Raw genomic sequence first — 22,730 nt, 5'->3', positions numbered from 1 at the left:
TTTTTCGTAAACAAGTCCGCGGGTCATGAACCCGTGGGCAGCAGTGACGGCGGGGGAAGGGCAGCATGGCGGAACAGCAGGGCGTGACGGCGCTGCAGCAGGCCTTGAAGGCGTGCCGCGGCTCCTTCCTGTCGGTAGGCTTCTTCAGCCTGTTCGTGAACCTGCTCATGCTGGTGCCGGCCATCTACATGCTGCAGGTCTACGACCGGGTGCTCGCGACCCAGAGCGGCGAGACCCTGCTGATGCTGACCCTGGTGGTGGTCTTCCTGTTCGCGGTGATGGGCCTGCTCGAGCTGGTACGCTCGCGCATGCTGGTACGCATCGGCAACCGCCTCGATACCCTGCTCAGCGCCCACCTCTACCAGGCGATGTTCCGTCGCAGCCTGATGACCGAGGGGCGCCAGTCGGCCCAGCCGCTGAGCGACCTCGGCACCCTGCGGCAGTTCTTCGCCGGCAGCGGCCTGCTGGCCTTCTTCGATGCCCCCTGGGTGCCGGTCTACCTGGCGGTGCTCTTCCTGCTGCACCCCTGGCTGGGGCTCTTCGCCACCGGCGCCGCGGTGGTGCTGGTGCTGCTGGCCCTGCTTAACGAGAAGCTGACCCAGCCGCTCCAGGCCGCGGCCAACGCCGAGCACATCAAGGCCCAGGAGCTGGCCGGCTCCAACCTGCGCAATGCCGAGGTGCTGCACGCCATGGGCATGCTGCCCGCCATCATGGGGCGCTGGGCGCGCCGTCACCGCGACTACCTGGCCGGCCACTCCCGCGCCGCGGACCGCTCCGACACCCTGAGCAACACCTCCAAGACCCTGCGGCTGCTGGCCCAGTCCCTGATCCTGGGGCTGGGGGCCTGGCTGGTGCTGCGCGCCGAGCTGACCCCGGGGATGATGATCGCCGGCTCCATCATCATGGGGCGCGCCCTCGCGCCCATCGACCGCATGATCGGCACCTGGAAGGGCTTCGTGGCCGCCCGGGGGGCCCATGGCCGTCTCCAGGAGCTGCTGGCCCGCACCCCGGGGGAGCCGCCCCGGATGTCGCTGCCGGCACCGAAGGGCGAGGTGGTGCTGGAGGGCGTGGCCGCCGCGCCGCCCGGCCTGCGCACCCCGACCCTGCGCGGCATCCAGTTCACCGTGCCGGCGGGCGTCCACGTCGGCATCATCGGCCCCAGCGCGGCGGGCAAGTCGACCCTGGCACGGGTGCTGCTCGGCGTCTGGCCCACCCTGGCGGGCACCGTGCGCCTGGATGGCGCCGACATCGAGCACTGGAACCGCGAGGCGCTGGGCCCCCACGTGGGCTACCTGCCCCAGGACATCGAGCTGTTCGACGGCACCCTGGCCGAGAACATCGCCCGCTTCGGCGCGGTGGACCCGGAGCAGGTGGTGGTCGCGGCCCGCAAGGCCGGCGTCCACGAGATGATCCTGGCCCTGCCGGAGGGTTACGACACCGTGATTTCGGTCGGCGGGGGAGCCCTCTCCGGCGGCCAGCGCCAGCGCATCGCCCTGGCCCGGGCGCTCTACGGCAGCCCGGTACTGGTGGTGCTCGATGAGCCCAATGCCAGCCTTGACGACGTCGGCGAGCGGGCCCTGGCCGAGGCGATCCAGCGCCTCAAGGCCGAGGGCGTCACCCTGTTCGTGATCAGCCACCGGGTCAGCCTGCTGCGCGGCATGGACCGCCTGCTGGTGCTGCGCGAGGGGCAGGTCCACCTTTATGGCCCCGCCGCCCAGGTGATGGAGCGCATGCAGGGCAAGCCGGCGCCCCAGGCGCGGGTCGCCCGCGCCGGGCGAGCGGCGGTGGCCGCGGCCGGGAGCGAGGACCACCAGGGCGGCGATGAGCCTCGCGGGGGACAGACACCATGAGCCAGCAGGAGAGCCGCAGCCTGCCTGCTGGGCATCGCGGCGGGGTGCCGGGTCGCCCCGAGATCGACGTCACGCCCGCCTCCCTGGAGGGCGAGTACAGTGAGAAAGTGCCGGTCAGCGACCGCGGCTATCGCCGCCTGGGCATGCTGGTCCTCGGCCTGGGGCTGGGGGGCTTCCTGGCCTGGTCGACCACCGCTTCCCTCGCCGTGGCAGTCGTGGCGCCGGGTCACGTGGCGGTGGAGTCCTTCCGGCGCACCGTCCAGCACCTGGAGGGGGGCATCGTGCGCGAGATCCTGGTGGCCGATGGCGACCGGGTCGAGGCCGGCCAGCCGCTGGTGGTGATCGACGACATCCAGGCCCGCAGCGAGCTGCAGATCGTGCGCACCCAGTACCTGGTCGGCCGTGCCACCGAGCTGCGCCTGCTGGCGGAGCAGCGTGGCGCCGAGGCACTGGCGCTCCCCGAGGAGCTGACCGCCAGCGACCTGCCGCGGGTGCAGGAGGTGCTGGCGGTGCAGCAGGCGCTGTTTGCCGCCCGGGGCCACTCCCACCGCGCCACTCTCGAGGCGCTGGACGAGCAGGCCGAGCAGCTGCGCCGCCAGATCGAGGGGCTGGAGGAGGTGGTGCGCATCAACGAGCGCCATGCAGCCTCGCTGCGCGAGGAGGAGCGCGACCTGCGCGGCCTCTTCGAGAAGGGCATGGTCAACAACCAGCGCCTGCGCGAGGTGGAGCGCGACCGGCTGGAGCTGGAGGGCGATATCGCCAGCCGCCGGGCCGAGATCGCCCGCCTCGCCTCCCAGGTGAGCGAGAACCGCATGCAGCGAGAGATCCGAGACCAGGAGTTCCACAAGGAGCTGGGCGAGCAGCTGCGCGAGGTCCAGGCCCGGGTCACCGAGGCCGAGGAGCGCATCACCACGCTGATGGATCAGGTGGGCCGCAGCACCGTCACAGCGCCGGTGGCCGGCACCGTGGTGGAGCGCCGCGTGCACTCCATCGGCGACGTGGTGCGCAGTGGCGACCCGCTGCTCGACATCGTGCCGGGCAACGACCGCTTCGTGGTGGAGGCGCGGGTGCCGGACCGCGATGTCAACCAGCTCTACCCCGGCCAGCCGGCGGAGATCCGCTTCTCCGCGTTCAACCAGCGGTTGACCAACGTGATTCCCGCCGAAGTGATCTTCGTCAGCGCCGACAGCCAGGTGGACGAGGCCACCGGCGCGCGCTTCTACCGGGTGCGGCTGCGGGTCACCGAGCCGGGCCGCGAGACGATGGCGGAGTCCATGCAGCTGCTCGCCGGCATGCCCGCCGAGGTGATGATCCGCACCGGCGAGCGCACCTTCGCCAGCTACATCACCAAGCCCATCACCGACATGCTGGCCCGGGCGATCCGTGAGGAGTGACCGCGGCGGCGCGGTGTCGCGTCCGTTTCAGGCGATCAGCCAGTCGTCGGCGAGCTGGAAGTCGTTGTACCAGATCTCCTTGGCCTCGGAATTGCGGGCGAAGACGAAGAACATGCCGTCGGTCGCCTCTCCCACTGCATGGGTCGGCATCTGCGGGTCGCTCATGTAATCGCCGTCTCGCGGACTGGTGACGAAGAGGGTGCCCGGGTCGCTGGGGTCGAAGGAGAGCTCGCCGGCATTGGAGGCCTTGAAGTAGATGTCTCCGTAGGGGCGATTGGTGTTCTCCTGGTAGAAGACGAACAGCGTCTCGTTGTCCTCGTCATAGGCCAGGGTCGGCCGGCTCCCGCTGTGCGTCGCCGAATGCACCAGCACGGGCGTTTCCCAGCTTCCCGGCATGCCCCGGATCGCCCAGAGGGCGTTCTGGTCGTCCTTCATGGTCATCAGGATGGCGCTGCCGTCCCATAGCGCGGCGAGATGGTTGTCCAGCACGACCTGGTCGGTGATGGTATCGATCGTCCAGCCGCTGCCGTAGCCGGAGGGCGACGAGGGCGTCGGCTGGTAGGCGAACTTCCAGAGCCCGGTGGCGTCGTCGCCATAGACGAGGCCGACGTGTGCGACGCCATCGAGGTCGAAGGCCACGAAGTCGACCTTGTTGTCGCCGTTGCTGCCCGAGGTGGTCGAGGGGCCGGGGTCGACGGTGGTGGTGCTCCAGGTGGCGAGGCTGTCGGAGGTGGGATAGGCCAGCTTGAGCCCTTTCTCTCCCCCGGCGGCCGAGGGGCCGATCAGGGCGACGACCGGGCTGCCGTCCTGGTCCAGGCCCAGCGACATCTCGGTGTTGCGCTGCCACTCGGCGCCCGTCAGCTTGCCGCCGGAGCCTGCCAGCTGCACGTCGATCTCGATCTCGAAGGTGCCGGTCTGGGCGCTGTAGCCGAGCTGGAACAGGCGCGGGCTCGACTCGGTCGGCCCGAAGTTGAGCACATAGAGGGTGTCGGTGGCATCGTCCCAGGCGATGTCGGCACGACGCCCGCTGGTCAGCATGGTGGGGCTCGACTTCACCCACCCCCCCAGGGTGCCGGGATCAGGCAGCGAGCCATCGAAGCGGTAGACATGCCAGCCCGTCTGCTCCGGCAGCACGGCCCACCATTCGCCGTCGTGGAAGAAGCTCTTGGTGGCGTTGGTGTGCTCGAAGTTGCGCCGATCATTGGTGCCGAAGGCCGTGGCGATGTAGGAGGTCTCCAGCGGTAGGGGCGGCGGGCCGTCCCCTTCCATGACGGCAACGTTCACCGTCGCAGGGTCGCTTAACAGGCGGCCATCATAGGCGCGGTAGGTGAAACTGTCGCTGCCGATGAAGCCGAAGTCGGGGGTATAGGTGAGGGTGCCGTCGGCATTGACGGTGACGCTGCCGTTGTTCGGGCGAGTGACGGCGCCCACCGTCAGGGGATCGCCATCCGGGTCGCTGTCGTTTTCCAGCACGGCGATCTGCACGGCCAGCCCCTGATCGGTCGAGGCGGTGTCGTCATTGGCCAGCGGCGCGTTGTTGGCCGGGCCTTGGTCCGCGGTGCTGTACTCGACGATCAGGGTCGGCGGCGTCGAGCCCTCCGCCGAGTGGAAGTCCCAGCCGTCCGGGCCCTGCGGCAGGAAGGCCCAGCCGTGGTTGGCCTGACCGTCGGCCCAGGCCTGCAGGCTGGTGGTGACGTCGAGCTGGGTGGTGCCGGCCGGGATGAAACCGGTGTCCAGGTCGATGGGGATCATCGCCTCGATACCGTCGGCCTGGATGCCGTTCTCCAGGCTGTTCCAGGTCGCGCCGTCGCTCCATGGCTGAAGCATGCGGTGCAGGGTGGCGCCGTCCCCCTTGCTGGTGGTCTGGACGACCAGGGTGGCGGAGAGGATGGTGGCACCCAGCGGGATCTTCCCGCTGGCGCTGCCGAAGAGGTCGTCGAAGCGCAGCAGCGTCTGCACCTCGCCGCCGCTGTCGACGCTGTCCACCACCAGCGTGGACGAGGAGGCCCGGCTGGCGTCCGGCTGCGCTTGATGCAGGTAGGTGTCGACCACGCCGAAATAGCCGTCACTGCCGTGCTGGAACTGGACGGTCGTGGTGCCGGGGGGCGGCTCCTCCGCCTGCTCGACGGTGACCTGGACCGTGGCGGGGTCGCTGAGCAGGTCGCCATCCGAGGCCTGGTAGGTGAAGCTGTCGGTGCCGACGAACCCCTCGTCGGGGGTATAGGTGAGGGTGCCGTCGGGGTTGATCGTGACGCTGCCGTGGCTCGGCTGGGTCACGGCACCCACCGTCAGGGGATCGCCATCCGGGTCGCTGTCGTTCTCCAGCACCGCGATCTGAACGACGCTTCCCTCCACGGTCGAGGCGGTGTCGTCCTGGGCCAGGGGCGGGGCGTTGACCGGCTCCGCCTGCTCGACGGTGACCTGGACCGTGGCGGGGTCGCTGAGCAGGTCGCCATCCGAGGCCTGGTAGGTGAAGCTGTCGGTGCCGACGAACCCCTCGTTGGGGGTATAGGTGAGGGTGCCGTCGGCGTTGATCGTGACGCTGCCGTGGCTCGGCTGGGTCACGGCACCCACCGTCAGGGGATCGCCGTCGGGGTCGCTGTCGTTCTCCAGCACCGCGATCTGAACGACGCTTCCCTCCACGGTCGAGGCGGTGTCGTCCTGGGCCAGGGGCGGGGCGTTGACCGGCTCCGCCTGCTCGACGGTGACCTGGACCGTGGCGGGGTCGCTGAGCAGGTCGCCATCCGAGGCCTGGTAGGTGAAGCTGTCGGTGCCGACGAACCCCTCGTCGGGGGTATAGGTGAGGGTGCCGTCGGAGTTGATCGTGACGCTGCCGTGGCTCGGCTGGGTCACGGCACCCACCGTCAGGGGATCGCCATCCGGGTCGCTGTCGTTCTCCAGCACCGCGATCTGAACGACGCTTCCCTCCACGGTCGAGGCGGTGTCGTCCTGGGCCAGCGGCGGGGCGTTGACCGGCTCCGCCTGCTCGACGGTGACCTGGACCGTGGCGGAGTCGCTGAGCAGGTCGCCATCCGAGGCCTGGTAGGTGAAGCTGTCGGTGCCGACGAACCCCTCGTCGGGGGTATAGGAGAGGGTGCCGTCGGCGTTGATCGTGACGCTGCCGTGGCTCGGCTGGGTCACGGCACCCACCGTCAGCGGATCGCCGTCGGGGTCGCTGTCGTTCTCCAGCACCGCGATCTGAACGGCGCTTCCCTCCACGGTCGAGGCGGTATCATCCTGGGTCAGAGGGGGATTGTTGGCCGGTGTGACCGGGGTATAGCTGTAATCGACGACCAGCCTGGGCGGCGTGCTCCCCTCGGCCGAGTCGAAGCTCCAGCCGTTCGGGCCAAGCGGCAGGAAGGCCCAGCCCAGGTTTTCCTGTCCATCGGCCCAGGCCTGCAGGCTGGTGGTGACGTCGAGCCGGGTGGTGCCGGCGCTGATGGCGCCCGTCTCGAGGTCGGCCTGTGCCAGGGCTTCGACGTCATCGGCCTGGATGCCGTTCTGCAGGCTGTCCCAGGTGTCGCCGTCGCTCCAGGACTGCAGCATCCGGTGCAGCCTGGCACCGTCCCCCGAGGTAGTGGTCTGCAGCTCCAGCGTGGCGGAGAGGATAGTGGCGCCCAGCGGGATCTGCCCGGTGGTGTCACCGAAGATGTCGTTGAAGCGGACGAGGGCCTGCATCTCGCCCCGGCGTTCCTCGCTGTCGACGGTCAGCGTCTTCTGGCTGCTCCGGTTGGCGCGGGACTGGCCCTCGTAGAGGAAGGTGTCCACCACGCCTGCATAGCCATCCTGGCCCTGCTGAAACTGGCTCGTCGCGGTGATGGGCTCCGGCTCGTCCGCCGTGCTCGTGGTCATGGCCAGGAATGTCGGTGAATCCTCGGAATCCTCCTCCAGGGACTGGAAGCTGACGAGATCGTCGTCGTCGAGCAGCGCCTGATCCTGCGTATGCTCCGTAGTGGCCGAGGTCTCTTCCGCCTTCGGCTCGGGCTTGGTCGTCGCGTCAGCGGCCGTCTCTTCCTCCGGCAGTGCCGTTGCTGTTACCTCAGGATCATTGCTCCCTTCGGCGGGAGCGCCAGAGGTGTCGTCGGGATCTGCTTGAGGGGCTTCGTCAGGCTGGTGGCCTTCGTCGCCGGCGGGAGCGTCCTCAGTCGGCGTGGCCGATGTCTCGGTGGCGGGCTCGTCGCCCAGGGTGTCGGTACTGCCAGTTGGGGACTCCTCATTATTCCCCTCATCCCCCGCTAGATTGTCGGCCTCCTCGGCAGGAGTCGCGTCGTCGACATCGGCCGGCGGCGTCGCAGTCTCGGCTTCCGGTTCCTCGGCGTCGTCCAGGTCTGGCGGCGCCTGGGCCAGGCCGCGTCTCTCTTCGCTTTCCACGGCCCGCTCGCGAGGCAGCGACCGGCTCGACTCGAAGCGGGTCTCGACCAGGTCGGTATCGAGATCGTCCGACTGGGGTGAGGTGGACATGGCAGCCCCCTGTAACGGTGCGTTTGAGTTGCTTCCTTGCTGGCAGGCGTCAGCCGGGACGCTGTCTGCGTTGCTTTATGTAATGTTAGGTTTCCGGGAGGGCGGCGCCATCCCGAGAAGTGATGAACCGTCGGCCCAAAATTGCCATGCGGCTGGGCTCAGGGGATCTCCTGAGGGGCAGGGTGTCGGATATGGGAAAGTTGCTGCGAGCGGGGTGAGACAGGCCGAAGTATCAGGAGGCTGGCTGATGCTTCAGGAGGGGACAACAAGAAAGGGCTGCCGGATGGCAGCCCCTTATGCTCTTGAAAGGTGCTGTGATCAAGCAATCTCGACAAAGCTACTGTAATCACCTGGCTCTTCGTAATACCCGATTTCGATGGCGTCCCAGATTCTCTCCTCTTGGAGATGTTCACTGTACTCAAGGGTTGCCGACCAGCTTTCATCCTTGAGGCTAATCGTGATTAGGTCATCCTGTCCGTCATCATTATGATCAATGTACTCAATTTCGAAGAAGGATTTCACGTATTCCAGTGCATCCTGACCATCTTGATTCCAGTCGTCAGGATTTTCTACGACAAAGCGCAGCATATCCGTCTGGTTGTCACTGTTAGGGTTGTTCTTGAAGTCAGTGATGGTGTCATCGCCGTCATTACTAGTCAGGACAGTCTCTCCGCCCCAGTCGAAGTCGTTGTTGAGGTCAGAATAGTAACGCTCCTTGTCATTTCTTCCAGCGGTGACAATTATTTTAGTCGCGTCGCCGAATACTTCCGCCAGCTGTGCTTCTGTCACCCCCTCGATATAGGGGTTGCCATTGGCATCGTTCTGGTTGATGTCAACGATATAGTCGTCCGGGATGTCCTCGTAGAGATCGCGCAGCCAGCCATCCACCAGGTACTTGATCCAGTTGGTATACTGGCTTGAGAAGTCCCCTTGGCTCATATTGTCGATGTCATAGCCATCGTCGAGCCAGTTGATGAATGACAAGGGGGCTTCACCGCCTTCGCCGCTTCCCTCGAAGAAGAAGTCGAACTGGAAGGTGTCATTTCCATTGCCGGGTCCGCCTGACAGGGTGTCATCGCCTGCTCCCCCGATAAGCAGGTCATCACCACGCCCACCAGAAAGAGTGTTGTCTTGTTCGTCGCCGATAATGGCATAGGTTGTAGGGGTGGAGCCGCCACCGCCCCCCGTTGGGGCACTGAAGTCCGGATAAGATTCCAGATCTTCAGTAACATTTATAGTCTGGTCATAAGTTGCCATTGCTATACCCTCGCTTGCCTGCTGTTTCCTTGGAGAAACGGGCAGCACCTGTCGGTGCGCGGTTACCCGTTCGCTGCCTTGTCTGTTCTTCTCTTTCTCAAGGCGCCTTCCTCAGGCAACCCGGCTGTCTCGGTACGAGGGCGAGACCCGTGGCTTTCCGTCCCGGCATCGCTGCCGGTTTGGCGTTTGCTGCGTGGCGCAGACCCCTGGCCATGGTCGCGTTCCGCCGGGGCAGGGCAGAGGCGGTACGCTCTCTGCAGGGCGTCAGGTATCAATTCTTGCCGAAATGTGAACTTTTGCAACAAGAAAATTCAGTGGCCTCATGCCCGAGGGGTGAGGCGGCCCATGCCGCCCGGACGCGCCGGGAGCGGGGCAGCCCGTGCAGGCGCCCGGGCCGTCGATCCAGTATGCTGCAAGCATGAGTCACAAGAGCAGGCCAAGTTCGCAGCAAAGGAGCGCAACCCCATGTCGACACTCACTTTCCAGGGCGCGGTAAAGGAAGTCACCGGCTCTCGCTACCTGATCGAGGTGGACGACGACGGCGGTGGGTCGAAGAAGCTGCTGCTGGAGTGCGGGCTGCACCAGGGCGGCAGCGATGCCGACGAGACCAACGCCAAGCCCTTCGGCAGGCTGGCCCGTGAACTGGACGCGGTGGTGCTCTCCCACGGCCACCTGGACCACTCGGGCCTGCTGCCCAAGCTGGTGCGCGAGGGCTTCAGCGGCCCGATCCACTGCACCCGCGGCACCCGCGACCTGCTGGAGATCATGCTCCAGGACGCCGCCTTCATCATGGCCAAGGACGTGGAGTGGGAGAACAAGTGGCGCAAGCGCAACGACAAGCCGCTGGTCGAGCCGCTCTACGACCTGGAGGACGTGGAGCGGACCCTGGCGCTCTGCGAGTCCCACCCCTACGGCCAGCCCGTGGACCTGCCCGGCGGCGCCCGCCTGGTGTTTCGCGACGCTGGCCATATCCTCGGCTCCTCCATCGTCGAGCTGACGATCCCCTCCGGCGGCCAGGAAAAGCGGCTGGTGTTCTCCGGCGATCTGGGCAACCCCAGTTCGGTGCTGATGAAGGATCCCGAGAAGCTCTTTGAAGCCGACGTGGTGCTGATGGAGAGCACCTACGGCGATCGTGACCACCGCCCCCTGGACGAGACCCTGGAGGAGTTCGCCCGGGTGCTGGAGGAGGCCCACGAGGCGGGCGGCAACGTGCTGATCCCCGCCTTTGCGGTGGGGCGCACCCAGGAGATCCTCTACCACCTGAGCGTGCTCTACCACGAGGGGCGCCTGCGCCAGCAGATGGTGTTCCTCGACAGCCCCATGGCGATCAAGGTCACCGAGCTCTACCACCGGGCGCGCAAGGCGCTGGATGCCGAGGATCTCAAGGTGCTCAATATCGCCGCCAGCGGCGACACCAGCCAGTACCTGCCGATCCTGCGCATGACCCGCACGGTGGACGAGTCCATGGCCATCAACCGCATCCATGGCGGGGCCATCATCATCGCCGGGGCCGGGATGTGCAACGGCGGGCGCATCATCCACCACTTCCGCTACAACCTGGAGAAGCCCAGCACCCGCCTGGTGATCGTCGGCTTCCAGGCCGCGGGCACGGTCGGGCGCCAGATCGTCGACGGCGCCGAGCGGATCCGCGTGCTGGGCAAGGATCTGGCGGTCAAGGCCAGGGTGCACACCATCGGCGGTTTCTCGGCCCACGCCGGCCAGACCGACATGATCGGCTGGGCCGGTGCCTTCCGCAACGCTCCCCGCTTCTATCTGGTGCACGGCGAGCCCGGCACCCAGGAGGCCTTCAAGGCCGCCCTGGCCGAGAGCGGCATCGAGGCCGAGATTCCTGCCTACGGCGATCGCATCGAGCTCTGAGCGGGCGGGGCCGCGACAACCTGTCGTCTTGCCCGGTCGGTGGCACCGGCGCACCGTGGTGGCACAGCCAAGCCGCAGGAGGGGGCCGCATGATGGGCGTGATCCAGGCGCTGACGCGCAATCTGGTGGTGGCGATTCCGGTGACCATGCTGCTGGGGCTGCTCTTTGGCGCCCTGGCGCCGGTGACCTGGCTCGGGGCCCTGGTCATCCCGCTCACCCTGCTGATGATCTATCCGATGATGGTCAACCTGAAGCTGCGCCAGCTGGTGGAGGGGGGCGACAATCGGGCGTTGGGGCTGGCCCAGCTGATCAACTTTGCGATCATTCCCTTCGTCGCCTTCGGCCTGGGGCTCTGGTGGTTCGGCGACCAGCCCTATCTGGCGCTGGGGCTGCTGCTGGCGGCCCTGCTGCCCACCAGCGGCATGACCATCTCCTGGACCGGCTTCGCCAGGGGCAACCTGCCGGCGGCGGTCAAGATGACGGTGGTCGGGTTGATCCTGGGATCCCTGGCCACGCCCTTCTACGTGAAGTGGCTGATGGGGGCCTCCATCCCGGTGGACCTGTTCGGGGTCTTTCGCCAGATCCTCCTGGTGGTGGGGCTGCCGATGCTGGCCGGCCAGCTCACCCGCCACTACCTCATCAAGCGCCACGGCCTGCCGGGCTTCCAGAAGGCGTGGGCGCCGCGCTTCCCGCCGTTCTCCACCCTGGGGGTGCTGGGCATCGTCTTCGTGGCCATGGCGCTCAAGGCCGATGACCTGCTGGCCAGTCCAAGGCTGTTGCTCCATATCGCCGTGCCGCTGCTGCTCCTCTATGCCATCAACTACCTGCTCAGCACCCTGGTGGCAAGGGTCTGGCTCTCCCGCGGAGACGGTATCGCCCTGGTCTACGGCACGGTGATGCGCAACCTCTCCATCGCCCTGGCGCTGGCCATGAATGCCTTCGGCGAGGCGGGAGCGGAGGCGTCGCTGCTGATCGCCCTGGCCTATGTGATCCAGGTGCAGTCGGCGGCCTGGTACGTGCGCCTCACCGACCGGCTCTTCGGCCCGCCCGACGAGGCATCCTGAGGCTGTGGTCGGCCGAAAGCCGACATGCCCGATATCTTGATCTGCATCAAGCTGCGACGACTTGCCCCATGTCATCCGGCGATCCCTAGTCTATCCTCACGTTAATTGCACGTTATGTAATTAGCATAGATCCATTGGTTATTGGGAGTGTCAGATGAAAGTGGCAATGAAGCGCCTGCTGGCGAGTTCCGTCATGGCGGCGGCCCTGGCCGCCGGCCCCTCCATGGCCCAGGAGGCCGACGCCTACCGCGAGACCCAGCTGGGGCTCTACGTCACGGCGGCCGAGGCCTGGGAACTGATGCAGGAGAACGAACGCGCCATCCTGATCGACGTGCGCGATCCCATCGAGATCAAGTTCACCGGCTTCGCCGAGCCCACCGATATCCACGTGCCCTGGGTGCTGGCCGATCGCGACAATTTCGACGAGGAGGCGAAGACCTGGCCCGTGGTGCGCAACGCCGACTTCGAGGCCCAGGTGAAGGCCCGCCTCGACGCCCTGGGCGTGGCCGAGGACGATCCCATCATCGTCATGTGCCGCTCCGGCGCCACCCGCAGCGCGCCGGGCGCCGACGTGATCACCGACATGGGCTACCGCCAGGTCTACTCCGTGAATGACGGCTTCGAGGGCTCCACCCTGAAGGAGGGTGACTCGAAGGGCGTGCGCGCCATGAACGGCTGGCGCAACTCCGGGCTGCCCTGGAGCTACGAGATCGACCCCGAGGTGGCCTGGCGTCCCTCCGAGTGACTCAGCCAGACACCGAACCCCGCACCGAATCCCGCAAGATCGGATCGACAACCACAGAGGTGAGCGCATGAGCTTCAAGACGACCCTGACCCTGGCCGCCGCGGCCACCGCCATTTCCCTCTCCGGCGCTGCCATGGCGGACAGCCACGGTGAAGACCACGGTGAGTATGCTGACAAGGCGCTGTTCATCGTGACCAGCGACTCCCTGCAGACCCAGGGCATGGCCATGATCCTGGCCAACGCCATGCGCGAGCAGGGCACCACGCCGCACATCCTGCTCTGCGATGCCGCCGGTGAGCTGGCCATCGACGGTTACGAGAGCGAAACCGAGCTGGGCCCGCGCGGCGTCAAGCCCGAAGGCCTGATGCAGATGATGATGGGCGAGGGGGCCGGCGTGGATGTCTGTGCCATCTACCTGCCCAACACCGACTACGAGGAAGGCGACCTGCGCGAGGGCGTGGGCGTGGCCGCCCCCGGCCCCATGGCCGAGATGATGCGCGACCCGAAGATCCCGGTCTTCAGCTTCTGAACTCACTGACTTCCCGAGGTTAAGCCATGAAGAGCAACGTGGGCGGCATCGACAAGATTGCCCGTATCGTGATCGGCGCGCTGCTGATCGGCCTGGCCCTGACCGGCGTCATCGGCGCCTGGGGCTGGATCGGTGTGCTGCCGCTGGCCACCGGCCTGTTCAACTTCTGCCCGGCCTACAGCCTGTTCGGCATCAACACCTGCAAGCTGAAGAAGTAGCCGGTCCCGAGCCCGGCTCGGCCAGGCCCTTCGACGCCCGCGACCCTAAGGTCGCGGGCGTCATGCGTCTGGGGGCCGGGCGGACTATCGGCGCCATGAGCAGGCTCAATCGCCACATAGCACAAAATGAGCTAAGCTTATTCCATATACAGAAAGTTGCCGCCCGGTCGACCCGGGCGCCACCAGGAGGAATGCTCATGAAGACCTTTGACCTGTCTCGCAGCACCGGCGCTGGCAACCCCGACGTGGCGGGCTTCTTCGATCCGCGCACCTTCAGCGTCCAGTACGTGGTCAGCGACCCGGCGACCGGCAAGTGCGCCATCATCGACCCGGTGCATGACTTCGACGAGAAGTCCGGTGCCACGGCCACCCACCACGCCGACGAACTGCTCGCCTACGTGGCGGAGAAGGGGCTCGAGGTGGAGTGGGTGCTCGATACCCATCCCCATGCCGACCACTTCTCGGCAGCCCGGTACCTCAAGGAGAGGACAGGCGCGCCCACCGCCATCGGCGAAAAGGTCGTGGAGGTCCAGAAGCTGTGGAAGAAGATCTACCACTGGCCGGACCTGCAGGCCGACGGCTCCCAGTGGGATCGCCTCTTCGCCGAGGGGGACACCTTCCGCATCGGCGAGCTTGAGGCGCGGGTGATGTTCTCGCCGGGCCACACCCTGGCCTCCATCACCTACGTGATCGGCGATGCCGCCTTCATTCACGACACCATCTTCCAGCCTGACTTCGGTACCGCCCGGGCGGACTTCCCCGGCGGGGATGCCCACCAGCTGTGGCGCTCCATCCAGTCGATCCTGGCGCTGCCCGACGAGACCCGGCTGTTCACCGGCCACGACTACATGCCGGGCGGGCGCGAGCCGGCGTGGGAGAGCACGGTGCGCGAGCAGCGCGAGACCAACAAGCACCTGGCCGGCGGCGTCACCGAGGACGACTACACGGTGATGCGCGACGAGCGCGACAGCGAGCTGCCGATGCCCAAGCTGATCCTGCACTCCCTGCAGATCAATACCCGGGGCGGCCGTCTGCCGGAGCCCGAGGCCAACGGCAAGCGCTATCTCAAGATCCCGCTGGATGCCCTTGAGGGTGCCGCCTGGGAGTGAGCGTCCGGGCCTCGCGGCCATGACAGGGGGCGAGCCTCGCGCGGGTGAGGCTCGCCCCTGTCGGGAATAGGCCAAAACAGTATAAGTATAGAACTTGTATTTCGGCTATGCTGTCATCATATCGTGAGGCAGCGACGCCAACGGAGGTAAGCCCCATGTCCCATACGAATGCGCCACGACCCATCGTGACCCACTTCTTCGATGAGCCCACCAACACCTTCAGCTATGTGGTGCAGGACCCCGACAGCAACTCCTGCGCGATTCTCGATTCGGTGCTCGACTTCGACTATGCCGCCGGGCGCACCGACGTGCGCTCCGCCGACGAGATCATCGCCTTCGTGCGCGATCACGGCCTCGATGTGGAGTGGATCCTCGAGACCCACGTCCACGCCGACCACCTCTCCGCGGCCCCCTACCTCCACGAGGCGCTGGGCGGCAAGACCGGCATCGGCGCCAAGATCACCGTGGTGCAGGACGTCTTCGGCAAGGCCTTCAACGCCGGCACCGAGTTCGCCCGGGACGGCAGCCAGTTCGACCGCCTCTTCGAGGAGGGCGACACCTTCACCATCGGCAGCCTGGAAGGGCGGGTGCTGCACACCCCGGGTCACACTCCGGCCTGCCTGACCTATGTGATCGGCGACGCCGCCTTCGTCGGCGACACCCTGTTCATGCCCGACTACGGCACCGCCCGCTGTGACTTCCCCGGCGGCGATGCCCGCACCCTCTACCGCTCCATCCAGAAAGTGCTGGCCCTGCCGGGCGAGACACGCATCTTCCTGTGCCACGACTACAAGGCGCCGGACCGCGAGGAGTACCAGCACGAGACCAGCGTGGAGGAGCAGCGTCGTCACAACGTCCACGTCCACGAGGGCATCAGCGAGGACGAGTTCGTGAAGATGCGCACCGAGCGCGATGCCACCCTCGACATGCCGAAGCTGATCCTGCCCTCGGTGCAGGTCAATATGCGCGCCGGCCACATGCCGCCCGCCGAGGGCAACGGCCAGGTCTACCTCAAGGTGCCGATCAACAAGTTCTGAGGCCCATCGATCAGGAGAGCGCCCATGCAGATTCATCAGCTCGAACCCGGTTTCGCCATCACCGACGCCGTGACCCCCGCCGACCTCGACGAGGTGGCCCGCCGCGGCTTCCGTTCGGTGGTCTGCAACCGCCGACCCGGCGAGGCCGAGGACCACCCCGACGACCGCGCCCTGAGCGAGCGGGCGGCCGAGCTCGGCCTCGTATGGCGGTGCATCCCGGTCACCCCGGGCGAGTATGGCGAAGCGGACATCGCGGCCTTCGGCGAGGCGCTGGAGAGCCTGCCCACGCCGATCCTGGCCTTCTGCAAGACCGGCAAGCGTGCGGTGCATCTCTGGGCCCATGCCCGCAGCCAGGGCGAGAGCTGCGATATCCCGGCGCTGCTGGCCGCGGCCCGCGCCGCTGGCCACGACCTGGAGGAGCGCCGCCCGCTGCTGGAAGCCGCCGCGGGGCAGCGCTGAACGATGAACCCCAAGCGCTACTTCCCGATCCTGCAGTGGCTGCCCGGCTACGGCCGCGCCACCCTGGGAAGCGACCTGCTGGCGGCGGTGATCGTCACCATCATGCTGATCCCGCAGTCGCTGGCCTACGCCATGCTGGCCGGGCTGCCGCCGGAGGTCGGGCTCTATGCCAGCATCGCCCCGCTGGTGGTCTACGCGGTGTTCGGCACCAGCCGCACCCTCGCGGTGGGGCCGGTGGCGGTGGTGTCGCTGATGACCGCTGCGGCGGTGGGGCAGATCGCCCCCCAGGGCTCGCCGGAGTACCTCGGCGCGGCCCTGGTGCTGGCGCTGATGTCCGGGCTGATGCTGACCCTGATGGGCGTGGCGCGGCTGGGCTTTCTGGCCAACTTCCTCAGCCATCCGGTGATCTCCGGCTTCATCACCGCCTCGGGGCTGATCATCGCGGCGAGCCAGCTCAAGCACGTGCTGGGCGTCGAGGCCAGCGGCCATAACCTGCTGGAGCTGCTGGTCGGCCTGGCCGGGAACCTGGGCAGCGTGAACGGCCCGACCCTGGCGATCGGCCTGGCGGTGCTGGCGTTCCTCTACGCCGCCCGGCGCTGGCTCAAGCCGGGGCTGCTGCGCCTGGGCGTGCCGGGCCGGCCGGCGGACATGCTGACCAAGGCCGCACCGATCCTTGCCGTGGCGGTGACCACCCTGGCCACCTGGGGGCTCGGCCTGGACGAGCGCGGCGTGGCCGTGGTGGGCGCCGTGCCGGCGGGCCTGCCGCCGCTGACCCTGCCCGGCTTCGACAGCGGCCTGTGGAGCCAGCTGTTCGTGGCGGCGCTGCTGATCAGCATCGTCGGCTTCGTCGAGTCGGTGTCGGTGGGTCAGACCCTGGCCGCCAAGCGTCGCCAGCGCATCGACCCCGACCAGGAACTGGTTGGGCTGGGCACCTCCAACATCGCCGCGTCGTTCACCGGCGGCATGCCGGTCACCGGCGGCTTCGCCCGCTCGGTGGTCAACTTCGATGCCGGCGCCGAGACCCCGGCGGCGGGGGCCTTCACCGCCGTGGGCATCGCCGTGGCGGCGCTGCTGCTCACCCCGCTGATCGCCTACCTGCCCATCGCCACCCTGGCGGCCACCATCATCGTGGCGGTGCTCTCGCTGGTCGACCTCCCCGCCATCAGGCGCACCTGGGACTACTCGCGCAGCGACTTCGCGGCCATGCTGGCGACCATCCTGGTCACCCTGGGGCACGGGGTCGAGAGCGGCATCACCGTGGGAGTGGGGCTGTCGCTGGCGCTGCACCTCTACCGCACCAGCCGTCCCCACAGCGCCGTGGTGGGGCGGGTGCCGGGCAGCGAGCACTTCCGCAACGTGCAGCGCCACGCGGTGGAGACCGACGACCGCCTGGCGATCCTGCGGGTCGACGAGAGCCTCTACTTCGCCAACGCCCGCTACCTCGAGGACACCGTGATGGAACTGGCCGCCCGCCAGCCGGGCCTCCAGAATATCGTGCTGGCCTGCCAGGCGGTCAACGTCATCGACGCCTCGGCGCTGGAGAGCCTGGAGGCGATCAATGCCCGACTCAAGGATGCCGACGTGCGCCTGCACCTGGCCGAGGTCAAGGGGCCGGTGATGGACCGGCTGCAGAACACCGAATTCTGTCACGAGCTCACCGGGCACGTGTTCCTCAGCACCTATGACGCCTGGCGCGAGCTGCGCGGCGAGAGCGACGGGACCCTGTCGCGGCGCTGTGCCGAGCTGCAGATGACCTCGCCGCGTCAGCCCTGACCCCCAACGTTTCGACATGACCCGCATCCGCGTGGATGCCCCAAAGGAGAGAGAAAGTGGACTGGAGTTCATCCCTGCAGGGACTGGCCGGCGGCATCCTGATCGGCCTGTCCGCCACCTGGCTGATGGCCACCCTGGGCCGCATCGCCGGCATCAGCGGCATCATCGGCACCCTGATCACCGCCCGCCCCCAGGGCGACAGCGCCTGGCGGCTCACCTTCCTGCTCGGCCTGATCAGCGGCCCCATCGTGCTGATGCTGCTGGGCGGCGGCCTCGGCAATGTCGTCGGCGGCGGGGTCGACGTGACCGGCGAGGTGATCGGCCAGCCCGCCGGCGGCGTGGTCATGATGCTGGTCGCCGGCCTGCTGGTGGGCGTGGGCACCGGGCTCGGCAGCGGCTGCACCAGCGGTCACGGGGTCTGTGGCCTGGCGCGCCTCTCGCCGCGTTCGCTGGTCGCGACGCTGACCTTCCTGGTCGTTGCGATCATCACCGTCTACGTGGTTCGGCATGTGGTCGGAGGTGGCGCATGAAGACGTCGACCATGAAACCCGTGATGGGCTATGTCGCCGGCCTGCTGTTCGGGCTGGGCCTCGGCATCTCCGGCATGACCGACCCGGCGCGGGTGCTGGGCTTCCTCGACCTCTTCGGCGCCTGGGACCCGACCCTGATGTTCGTGCTCGGCGGCGCCGTGGTGACCAACTTCATCGGCTATCGCCTGGCCTTCAAGCGTACGGCCCCGATATACGGCGAGGCCTTCCAGCTGCCCACCCGCCAGGACCTCGATGGTCGCCTGATCGGCGGGGCGGCGCTGTTCGGTATCGGCTGGGGGCTCTCGGGCTACTGCCCGGGGCCGGCCTTCGCCTCCATCGCGGGGCTCACCGGCCCGCTGGTCGCCATGCTGGTGGCCATGGTGGCCGGCTGGTTCCTGGCCAGGGCGATCCCAGCACGAAGTTGAATCACTCCCCCCGGGTGACTCCTCTGCGTCCCCGCCGGCCGTGCCGGCGGGGACGCCTGCGTCTGATGGCAGGACCTTTGACCAATGGACGAGTCGATCCGGCTGTATGCTTATAACCGGTTAACGCCGCCTTAATTGACGAGTGACAGGATGTCGCACACGACGAGGATTCCATCTCATGCACGTTCTGCTGATCGAGGATGACGCCCTGGTTGCCTCCGGCATCCAGGCCGGGCTGACCGTCCACGACTTCGTGGTCGACCATGTGGAGACGATCGCCGAGGCGCGCAGCGCCATGGAGACCGTCTCCAGCGATGCCGTGATCCTCGACCGCGGGCTGCCCGACGGCGACGGCCTGTCGCTGCTCGAGGAGTGGCGATCGGCGGGCATCGCCACGCCGGTGCTGGTGCTGACCGCCCGCGATGCGGTACGCGATCGCGTCGAGGGCCTGCAGGGCGGCGCGGATGACTACCTGGTCAAGCCCTTCGACCTGGACGAGCTGGTGGCCCGCCTGCAGGCCCTGCTGCGCCGGGCGGCGGGGCGTTCGCGGACCCTGATCGAGCACGGCCCGCTGTGCCTGGACCCGGTGGCCCGGGAGGTCACCGTTGACGGCCGCCCGGTGGCGCTGTCGCGTCGCGAGCTGGTGCTGCTGGAGACCTTCCTGCAGTCGCCGCGCAGCGTGCTTTCCGCGGACCAGCTCAAGGACAGCCTCTACGGCATGAACGATGAGGTGGAAAGCAACGCGCTCAACGTGCATATCCACCACCTGCGGCGCAAGCTCGGCAGCCGGGTGATCGAGACGGTGCGCGGGCTGGGCTACCGGCTCGGCAAGCCTTCGGCGGTGGCGGTCACCACGGACGGCGGGGGGCGCCGGTGAGCCTGCGCACGCGTCTGCTGCTGACCCTGGGCCTGACCCTGGCGCTGCTCTGGAGCCTGGCGGCGGCCTGGCTGATGCGCGACCTGGAAGAGCAGTTCGTCGCCACCCTGGACCAGCGCCTGGCGCAGTCGGCGCGCATGGTGGCCGGGCTGATGGCGCAGCTCCCCGAGGAGGTGTGGCTGCAGGCCGACCAGCGGGCGCTGTCGATCCCGCCCATCGAGGGGCTGGCCTGCCAGGTGCACTCGCCCCGCGGCGAGATCATGGCGCGCACCCACACCGACCTGGAGTCGATCCTGGCTCCCGGCGAGCGGGGGCACGCCTACCGCGAGGAGGGCGGCGTCACCTGGCGGGTGTTCACCTACGAGCGCGGCGGGCTGACCATCACCACCGCCGACCGCATGGACGAGCGCGACATGCTGCTGCGCAACGTCTTCCAGGTGGCGGTGGTGCCCTTCGCCGTGGCGCTGCTGGGCAGCATGGTGGCGCTGTGGCTGGGCGTGCTGCGCGGCCTGGCGCCGCTGAGTCGCCTGCGCGACTCCCTGGCGCGGCGTCACCCGGATGCCCTGGCGCCGGTGGCCACCTACGGCGTGCCGGTGGAGCTGCGGCCGCTGGTCGAGACGCTCAACGGGCTGCTGGCGCGGATCCAGCAGGCGATCGTTCGCGAGCAGCGCTTCACCAACGATGCCGCCCACGAGCTGAAGACGCCGCTCACCGCCATCAAGACCCATCTGCAGGTGGCGAGCCGGGTCGAGGGCGAGGCCGCCCGCCAGGCCCTGGCCCATGCCGAGGAGGGGGTGGGGCGCCTGTCGCGCATCCTCGACCAGCTGCTGATGCTGGCCCGGGTCGAAGGGAGGCTGCAGTTCGAGGATGGCGAGCGCAGCCGGGTCGACGACGTGGTCGAGCTGGCGCTGCGCGATACCGGGGTCGACCCGGCGCGCTTCCGGATGCCGGCGGCGTGGCCGGCGGTCGAACTGGCGCTGCCCCGGGAACTGGCCGTCACCGCGCTGCGCAACCTGGTGGACAACGCCCTGCGCCACGGCGGCGAGGACCAGCCGGTGGCGGTGGACGCCCGGCTGGACGAGACTGCTGGTGAGCTGACCTTCCGGGTGCGCGACCACGGGCCCGGCGTCGACGACGAGGCCCTCGGCCAGATGGCGCAGCGCTTCTGGCGGGCCAGCAAGCAGCGCGGCAGCGGCCTGGGCCTGGCCATCGTGGTGGCCATCGCCGAGCGCTTCGCCGGACGTCTCGATTTTGCCCGCCCCGACGGGGACGGGCTGGAGGCCCGCCTGACCTTCCCGGTCCTGGCGAGCCGTTGAATACCCCGTACCGAACACTGCGTACCGGGGCCGATGACAACACGAGGGGAAACCGCTATGTCCTACAAGGGGATCATGGGGACCAGCAAGAGGATCACGGGCGGGCTCGGCCTGCTGCTGGGCGTCGGCCTGGCCGCCGGTCAGGCCATGGCGCTGGAAGGCGACGCCGAGCGTGGCCAGGCGGCCGCGGGGACCTGCGTGGCCTGCCACCAGGCCGACGGCAGCGGCATGAACGTGCCGGGCGGTGAGTCCTGGCCGCGTCTGGCCGGCCTGGACGCCGACTACCTCGCCAAGCAGCTGCACGACTTCAAGGAGGGGCGTCGCCAGAACGCCACCATGATGCCGTTCGCCAACATGCTCGACGACCAGCAGATCGCCGACGTGGCGGCCTACTACAGCGAGATGCCGGTGACCGCGGCCCGGGGCGGCGACGTCGATGACGACCTGCTGGCCCGCGGCGAGCAGCTTGCCCTGCGCGGCGACTGGGACGCCTACATCGTCTCCTGCAAGAGCTGCCACGGCCCCGGCAACCAGGGCGTCGGCGACACCTTCCCGGGCCTCGCCAGCCAGCACGCCGGCTATATCGAGAACCAGCTGCGCGCCTGGCAGGCCGACGAGCGCAGCAACGACCCGCAGAACCTCATGGGCGCCATCGCCAAGCGCATGAGCGACGAGGACATCCGCGCCGTTTCCGCCTGGCTGGCCAGCCAGTCCGTGGCGTCCGAATAAGGGGGAGCAGACCATGAACCATTTCAGGACCAACCTGGGCAGGACCACCCTGGCCGTGGCCGGTGCCACCGTGGTGGCTGGCGTCAGCCTGGCCGCCTTCGCCGAAACCCTGCATCCGGCGGTCGAGACCCTGGTGGAGATGGGCTATCCGGCCCCCCAGGAGGGCGAGCTCGTCCATATCCCGCCGACCATGGCGGACCTCGAGGCCTCCGACCTGCACCCGGAGACCAAGCAGGTCATCCGCCGCGGCTATGACCTCTTCACCAACACCCAGCAGCTGCGCGGCGAGAATGTCTTCAACGACATGAACTGCTCCAGCTGCCACCTGGGCGAGGGGCGCCAGCCGTTCAGCGCCCCGGTGTGGGCGGCGGCGGTCACTCTGCCCAACTATCGCGGCAAGAACGACCACGTCAACAACCTCGAGGAGCGCATCGCCGGCTGCTTCGCCTACTCCATGAACGGCACGCCGCCGGAGTACGGCAGCGACGACATGCTGGCGCTGACTGCCTATCACCAGTGGCTGGCCAAGGGGGCGCCCATGTACCCCGACCAGCCGATCTACGGCCGCGGCTTTCCCCACCCGGACCGCCCCGAGGAGCTGAGCTACGAGAACGGCGAGGCGCTCTACGCCGAGAACTGCGCGATCTGCCACAGCGAGGACGGCTCCGGGCTCTATCAGGACGGCGAGTACATCTTCCCGCCACCCTGGGGTGACGGCTCCAACAACTGGGGCGCGGGCATCACGCGCCTGTTCACCGCGGCCGGGTTCATCAAGAACAACATGCCGCTGGGCCAGCCGCTCTCGCTCTCCGACCAGGAAGCGTGGGACATCGCCTACTACATGAACAGCCAGGAGCGCCCGCAGGACCCGCGCTACACCGGTGACGTGGCCGAGACCCTGGAGCGCTTCGGTCCCACCTTCCACCGCCACTCCCTCTACGGCCAGGAAGGCCCGAACGGCGATATCCTTGCCGATCATGCCAACTGGGGCGAGAAGGGCGACGAGGTGAAGCCCTGGAACGTCGGCCAGCCGCGCTTCGAGGAGCTGAAAGCCCAGTAGGAGCGCAATTTATTGCGCG

The 22,730-nt window shown here is 68.0% G+C and carries 19 protein-coding genes and 1 riboswitch; of the genes, 17 read left to right on the top strand and 2 right to left on the bottom strand.

Annotation, left to right across the window (positions count from 1 at the left end):
- Nucleotides 1–65 precede the first annotated feature (65 nt).
- Both NFC98_RS13620 and NFC98_RS13615 read left to right on the top strand, forming a co-directional pair.
- Nucleotides 66–1,850, top strand: coding sequence for a type I secretion system permease/ATPase (locus NFC98_RS13620; protein WP_254275465.1), 1,785 nt, complete (start codon nt 66–68; stop codon nt 1,848–1,850).
- Entirely contained in the window at nt 1,847–3,244 is a 1,398-nt protein-coding gene (locus tag NFC98_RS13615) for an HlyD family type I secretion periplasmic adaptor subunit (RefSeq protein WP_254275464.1), read from the top strand. Before NFC98_RS13620 ends, NFC98_RS13615 begins: the two co-directional genes overlap by 4 nt.
- A gap of 27 nt (nt 3,245–3,271) precedes the next feature.
- Here NFC98_RS13615 and NFC98_RS13610 read toward each other — a convergent pair whose 3' ends face one another.
- Nucleotides 3,272–7,705 carry an Ig-like domain-containing protein gene (locus NFC98_RS13610; RefSeq protein WP_254275463.1) on the bottom strand — a complete coding sequence of 1,478 codons (4,434 nt, stop codon included), beginning with the start codon at nt 7,703–7,705 and terminating at the stop codon, nt 3,272–3,274.
- Between the two features lie 318 nt (nt 7,706–8,023).
- Complete coding sequence (locus NFC98_RS13605) at nt 8,024–8,962, bottom strand: hypothetical protein (RefSeq protein WP_254275462.1); 939 nt, start codon at nt 8,960–8,962, stop codon at nt 8,024–8,026.
- 111 nt (nt 8,963–9,073) lie between these two features.
- Nucleotides 9,074–9,156: riboswitch (cyclic di-GMP riboswitch) on the bottom strand.
- A 271-nt stretch (nt 9,157–9,427) separates the two neighbouring features.
- On the opposite strand from NFC98_RS13605, the gene NFC98_RS13600 reads away from it, so the two are divergent.
- From NFC98_RS13600 to NFC98_RS13530, 15 genes are all read left to right on the top strand, one after another.
- Complete coding sequence (locus NFC98_RS13600) at nt 9,428–10,840, top strand: MBL fold metallo-hydrolase RNA specificity domain-containing protein (RefSeq protein WP_254275461.1); 1,413 nt, start codon at nt 9,428–9,430, stop codon at nt 10,838–10,840.
- Between the two features lie 89 nt (nt 10,841–10,929).
- Nucleotides 10,930–11,904 carry an arsenic resistance protein gene (locus NFC98_RS13595; protein WP_254275460.1) on the top strand — a complete coding sequence of 325 codons (975 nt, stop codon included), beginning with the start codon at nt 10,930–10,932 and terminating at the stop codon, nt 11,902–11,904.
- Between the two features lie 154 nt (nt 11,905–12,058).
- Complete coding sequence (locus NFC98_RS13590) at nt 12,059–12,649, top strand: rhodanese-like domain-containing protein (RefSeq protein WP_254275459.1); 591 nt, start codon at nt 12,059–12,061, stop codon at nt 12,647–12,649.
- 67 nt (nt 12,650–12,716) lie between these two features.
- Nucleotides 12,717–13,178 carry a hypothetical protein gene (locus NFC98_RS13585; RefSeq protein WP_254275458.1) on the top strand — a complete coding sequence of 154 codons (462 nt, stop codon included), beginning with the start codon at nt 12,717–12,719 and terminating at the stop codon, nt 13,176–13,178.
- A 26-nt stretch (nt 13,179–13,204) separates the two neighbouring features.
- A complete protein-coding gene (locus NFC98_RS13580; RefSeq protein WP_183329637.1) occupies nt 13,205–13,396 on the top strand; it encodes a DUF2892 domain-containing protein in 192 nt (63 codons plus the stop codon).
- Between the two features lie 197 nt (nt 13,397–13,593).
- Nucleotides 13,594–14,505, top strand: coding sequence for an MBL fold metallo-hydrolase (locus NFC98_RS13575; protein ID WP_254275457.1), 912 nt, complete (start codon nt 13,594–13,596; stop codon nt 14,503–14,505).
- Between the two features lie 155 nt (nt 14,506–14,660).
- The gene (locus NFC98_RS13570; RefSeq protein WP_254275456.1) at nt 14,661–15,542 is read left to right on the top strand and encodes an MBL fold metallo-hydrolase; all 882 of its coding nucleotides are present in this window, start codon (nt 14,661–14,663) and stop codon (nt 15,540–15,542) included.
- A gap of 24 nt (nt 15,543–15,566) precedes the next feature.
- The gene (locus NFC98_RS13565) at nt 15,567–16,001 is read left to right on the top strand and encodes a TIGR01244 family sulfur transferase (protein ID WP_254275455.1); all 435 of its coding nucleotides are present in this window, start codon (nt 15,567–15,569) and stop codon (nt 15,999–16,001) included.
- A 3-nt stretch (nt 16,002–16,004) separates the two neighbouring features.
- Nucleotides 16,005–17,774 carry a SulP family inorganic anion transporter gene (locus NFC98_RS13560; RefSeq protein ID WP_254275454.1) on the top strand — a complete coding sequence of 590 codons (1,770 nt, stop codon included), beginning with the start codon at nt 16,005–16,007 and terminating at the stop codon, nt 17,772–17,774.
- 56 nt (nt 17,775–17,830) lie between these two features.
- Entirely contained in the window at nt 17,831–18,304 is a 474-nt protein-coding gene (locus NFC98_RS13555) for a YeeE/YedE family protein (RefSeq protein ID WP_254275453.1), read from the top strand.
- Nucleotides 18,301–18,729 carry a DUF6691 family protein gene (locus NFC98_RS13550; protein ID WP_254275452.1) on the top strand — a complete coding sequence of 143 codons (429 nt, stop codon included), beginning with the start codon at nt 18,301–18,303 and terminating at the stop codon, nt 18,727–18,729. The genes NFC98_RS13555 and NFC98_RS13550 overlap by 4 nt, the downstream gene beginning before the upstream one ends.
- 178 nt (nt 18,730–18,907) lie before the next feature.
- Nucleotides 18,908–19,606: a response regulator transcription factor gene (locus NFC98_RS13545; RefSeq protein ID WP_254275451.1), complete on the top strand. Its 699-nt coding sequence runs from the start codon at nt 18,908–18,910 to the stop codon at nt 19,604–19,606.
- The gene (locus NFC98_RS13540; RefSeq protein WP_254275450.1) at nt 19,603–20,922 is read left to right on the top strand and encodes an ATP-binding protein; all 1,320 of its coding nucleotides are present in this window, start codon (nt 19,603–19,605) and stop codon (nt 20,920–20,922) included. The genes NFC98_RS13545 and NFC98_RS13540 overlap by 4 nt, the downstream gene beginning before the upstream one ends.
- Before the next feature lie 57 nt (nt 20,923–20,979).
- Nucleotides 20,980–21,651 (top strand): cytochrome c, encoded by a 672-nt coding sequence (locus NFC98_RS13535; protein WP_254275449.1) that lies wholly within the window; start codon nt 20,980–20,982, stop codon nt 21,649–21,651.
- Between the two features lie 13 nt (nt 21,652–21,664).
- A complete protein-coding gene (locus NFC98_RS13530) occupies nt 21,665–22,711 on the top strand; it encodes a c-type cytochrome (protein ID WP_254275448.1) in 1,047 nt (348 codons plus the stop codon).
- Nucleotides 22,712–22,730: the final 19 nt, after the last annotated feature.

It is taken from the genome of Halomonas sp. 3H, from assembly GCF_024206005.1.
Lineage (GTDB): Bacteria > Pseudomonadota > Gammaproteobacteria > Pseudomonadales > Halomonadaceae > Halomonas > Halomonas campaniensis.
This window is presented reverse-complemented; position numbering and strand designations above follow the sequence as displayed.

Excerpts from the sequence above, each read along its gene's own strand:
- NFC98_RS13585 (WP_254275458.1), top strand. The coding sequence starts at position 12,717 with ATGAGCTTCAAGACGACCCTGACCCTGGCCGCCGCGGCCACCGCCATT.
- NFC98_RS13605 (WP_254275462.1), bottom strand. The coding sequence starts at position 8,962 with ATGGCAACTTATGACCAGACTATAAATGTTACTGAAGATCTGGAATCT.
- NFC98_RS13565 (WP_254275455.1), top strand. The coding sequence starts at position 15,567 with ATGCAGATTCATCAGCTCGAACCCGGTTTCGCCATCACCGACGCCGTG.
- NFC98_RS13620 (WP_254275465.1), top strand. The coding sequence starts at position 66 with ATGGCGGAACAGCAGGGCGTGACGGCGCTGCAGCAGGCCTTGAAGGCG.
- NFC98_RS13610 (WP_254275463.1), bottom strand. The coding sequence starts at position 7,705 with ATGTCCACCTCACCCCAGTCGGACGATCTCGATACCGACCTGGTCGAG.
- NFC98_RS13580 (WP_183329637.1), top strand. The coding sequence starts at position 13,205 with ATGAAGAGCAACGTGGGCGGCATCGACAAGATTGCCCGTATCGTGATC.
- NFC98_RS13600 (WP_254275461.1), top strand. The coding sequence starts at position 9,428 with ATGTCGACACTCACTTTCCAGGGCGCGGTAAAGGAAGTCACCGGCTCT.
- NFC98_RS13530 (WP_254275448.1), top strand. The coding sequence starts at position 21,665 with ATGAACCATTTCAGGACCAACCTGGGCAGGACCACCCTGGCCGTGGCC.
- NFC98_RS13560 (WP_254275454.1), top strand. The coding sequence starts at position 16,005 with ATGAACCCCAAGCGCTACTTCCCGATCCTGCAGTGGCTGCCCGGCTAC.
- NFC98_RS13535 (WP_254275449.1), top strand. The coding sequence starts at position 20,980 with ATGTCCTACAAGGGGATCATGGGGACCAGCAAGAGGATCACGGGCGGG.
- NFC98_RS13575 (WP_254275457.1), top strand. The coding sequence starts at position 13,594 with ATGAAGACCTTTGACCTGTCTCGCAGCACCGGCGCTGGCAACCCCGAC.
- NFC98_RS13550 (WP_254275452.1), top strand. The coding sequence starts at position 18,301 with ATGAAGACGTCGACCATGAAACCCGTGATGGGCTATGTCGCCGGCCTG.
- NFC98_RS13545 (WP_254275451.1), top strand. The coding sequence starts at position 18,908 with ATGCACGTTCTGCTGATCGAGGATGACGCCCTGGTTGCCTCCGGCATC.
- NFC98_RS13595 (WP_254275460.1), top strand. The coding sequence starts at position 10,930 with ATGATGGGCGTGATCCAGGCGCTGACGCGCAATCTGGTGGTGGCGATT.
- NFC98_RS13570 (WP_254275456.1), top strand. The coding sequence starts at position 14,661 with ATGTCCCATACGAATGCGCCACGACCCATCGTGACCCACTTCTTCGAT.
- NFC98_RS13590 (WP_254275459.1), top strand. The coding sequence starts at position 12,059 with ATGAAAGTGGCAATGAAGCGCCTGCTGGCGAGTTCCGTCATGGCGGCG.
- NFC98_RS13615 (WP_254275464.1), top strand. The coding sequence starts at position 1,847 with ATGAGCCAGCAGGAGAGCCGCAGCCTGCCTGCTGGGCATCGCGGCGGG.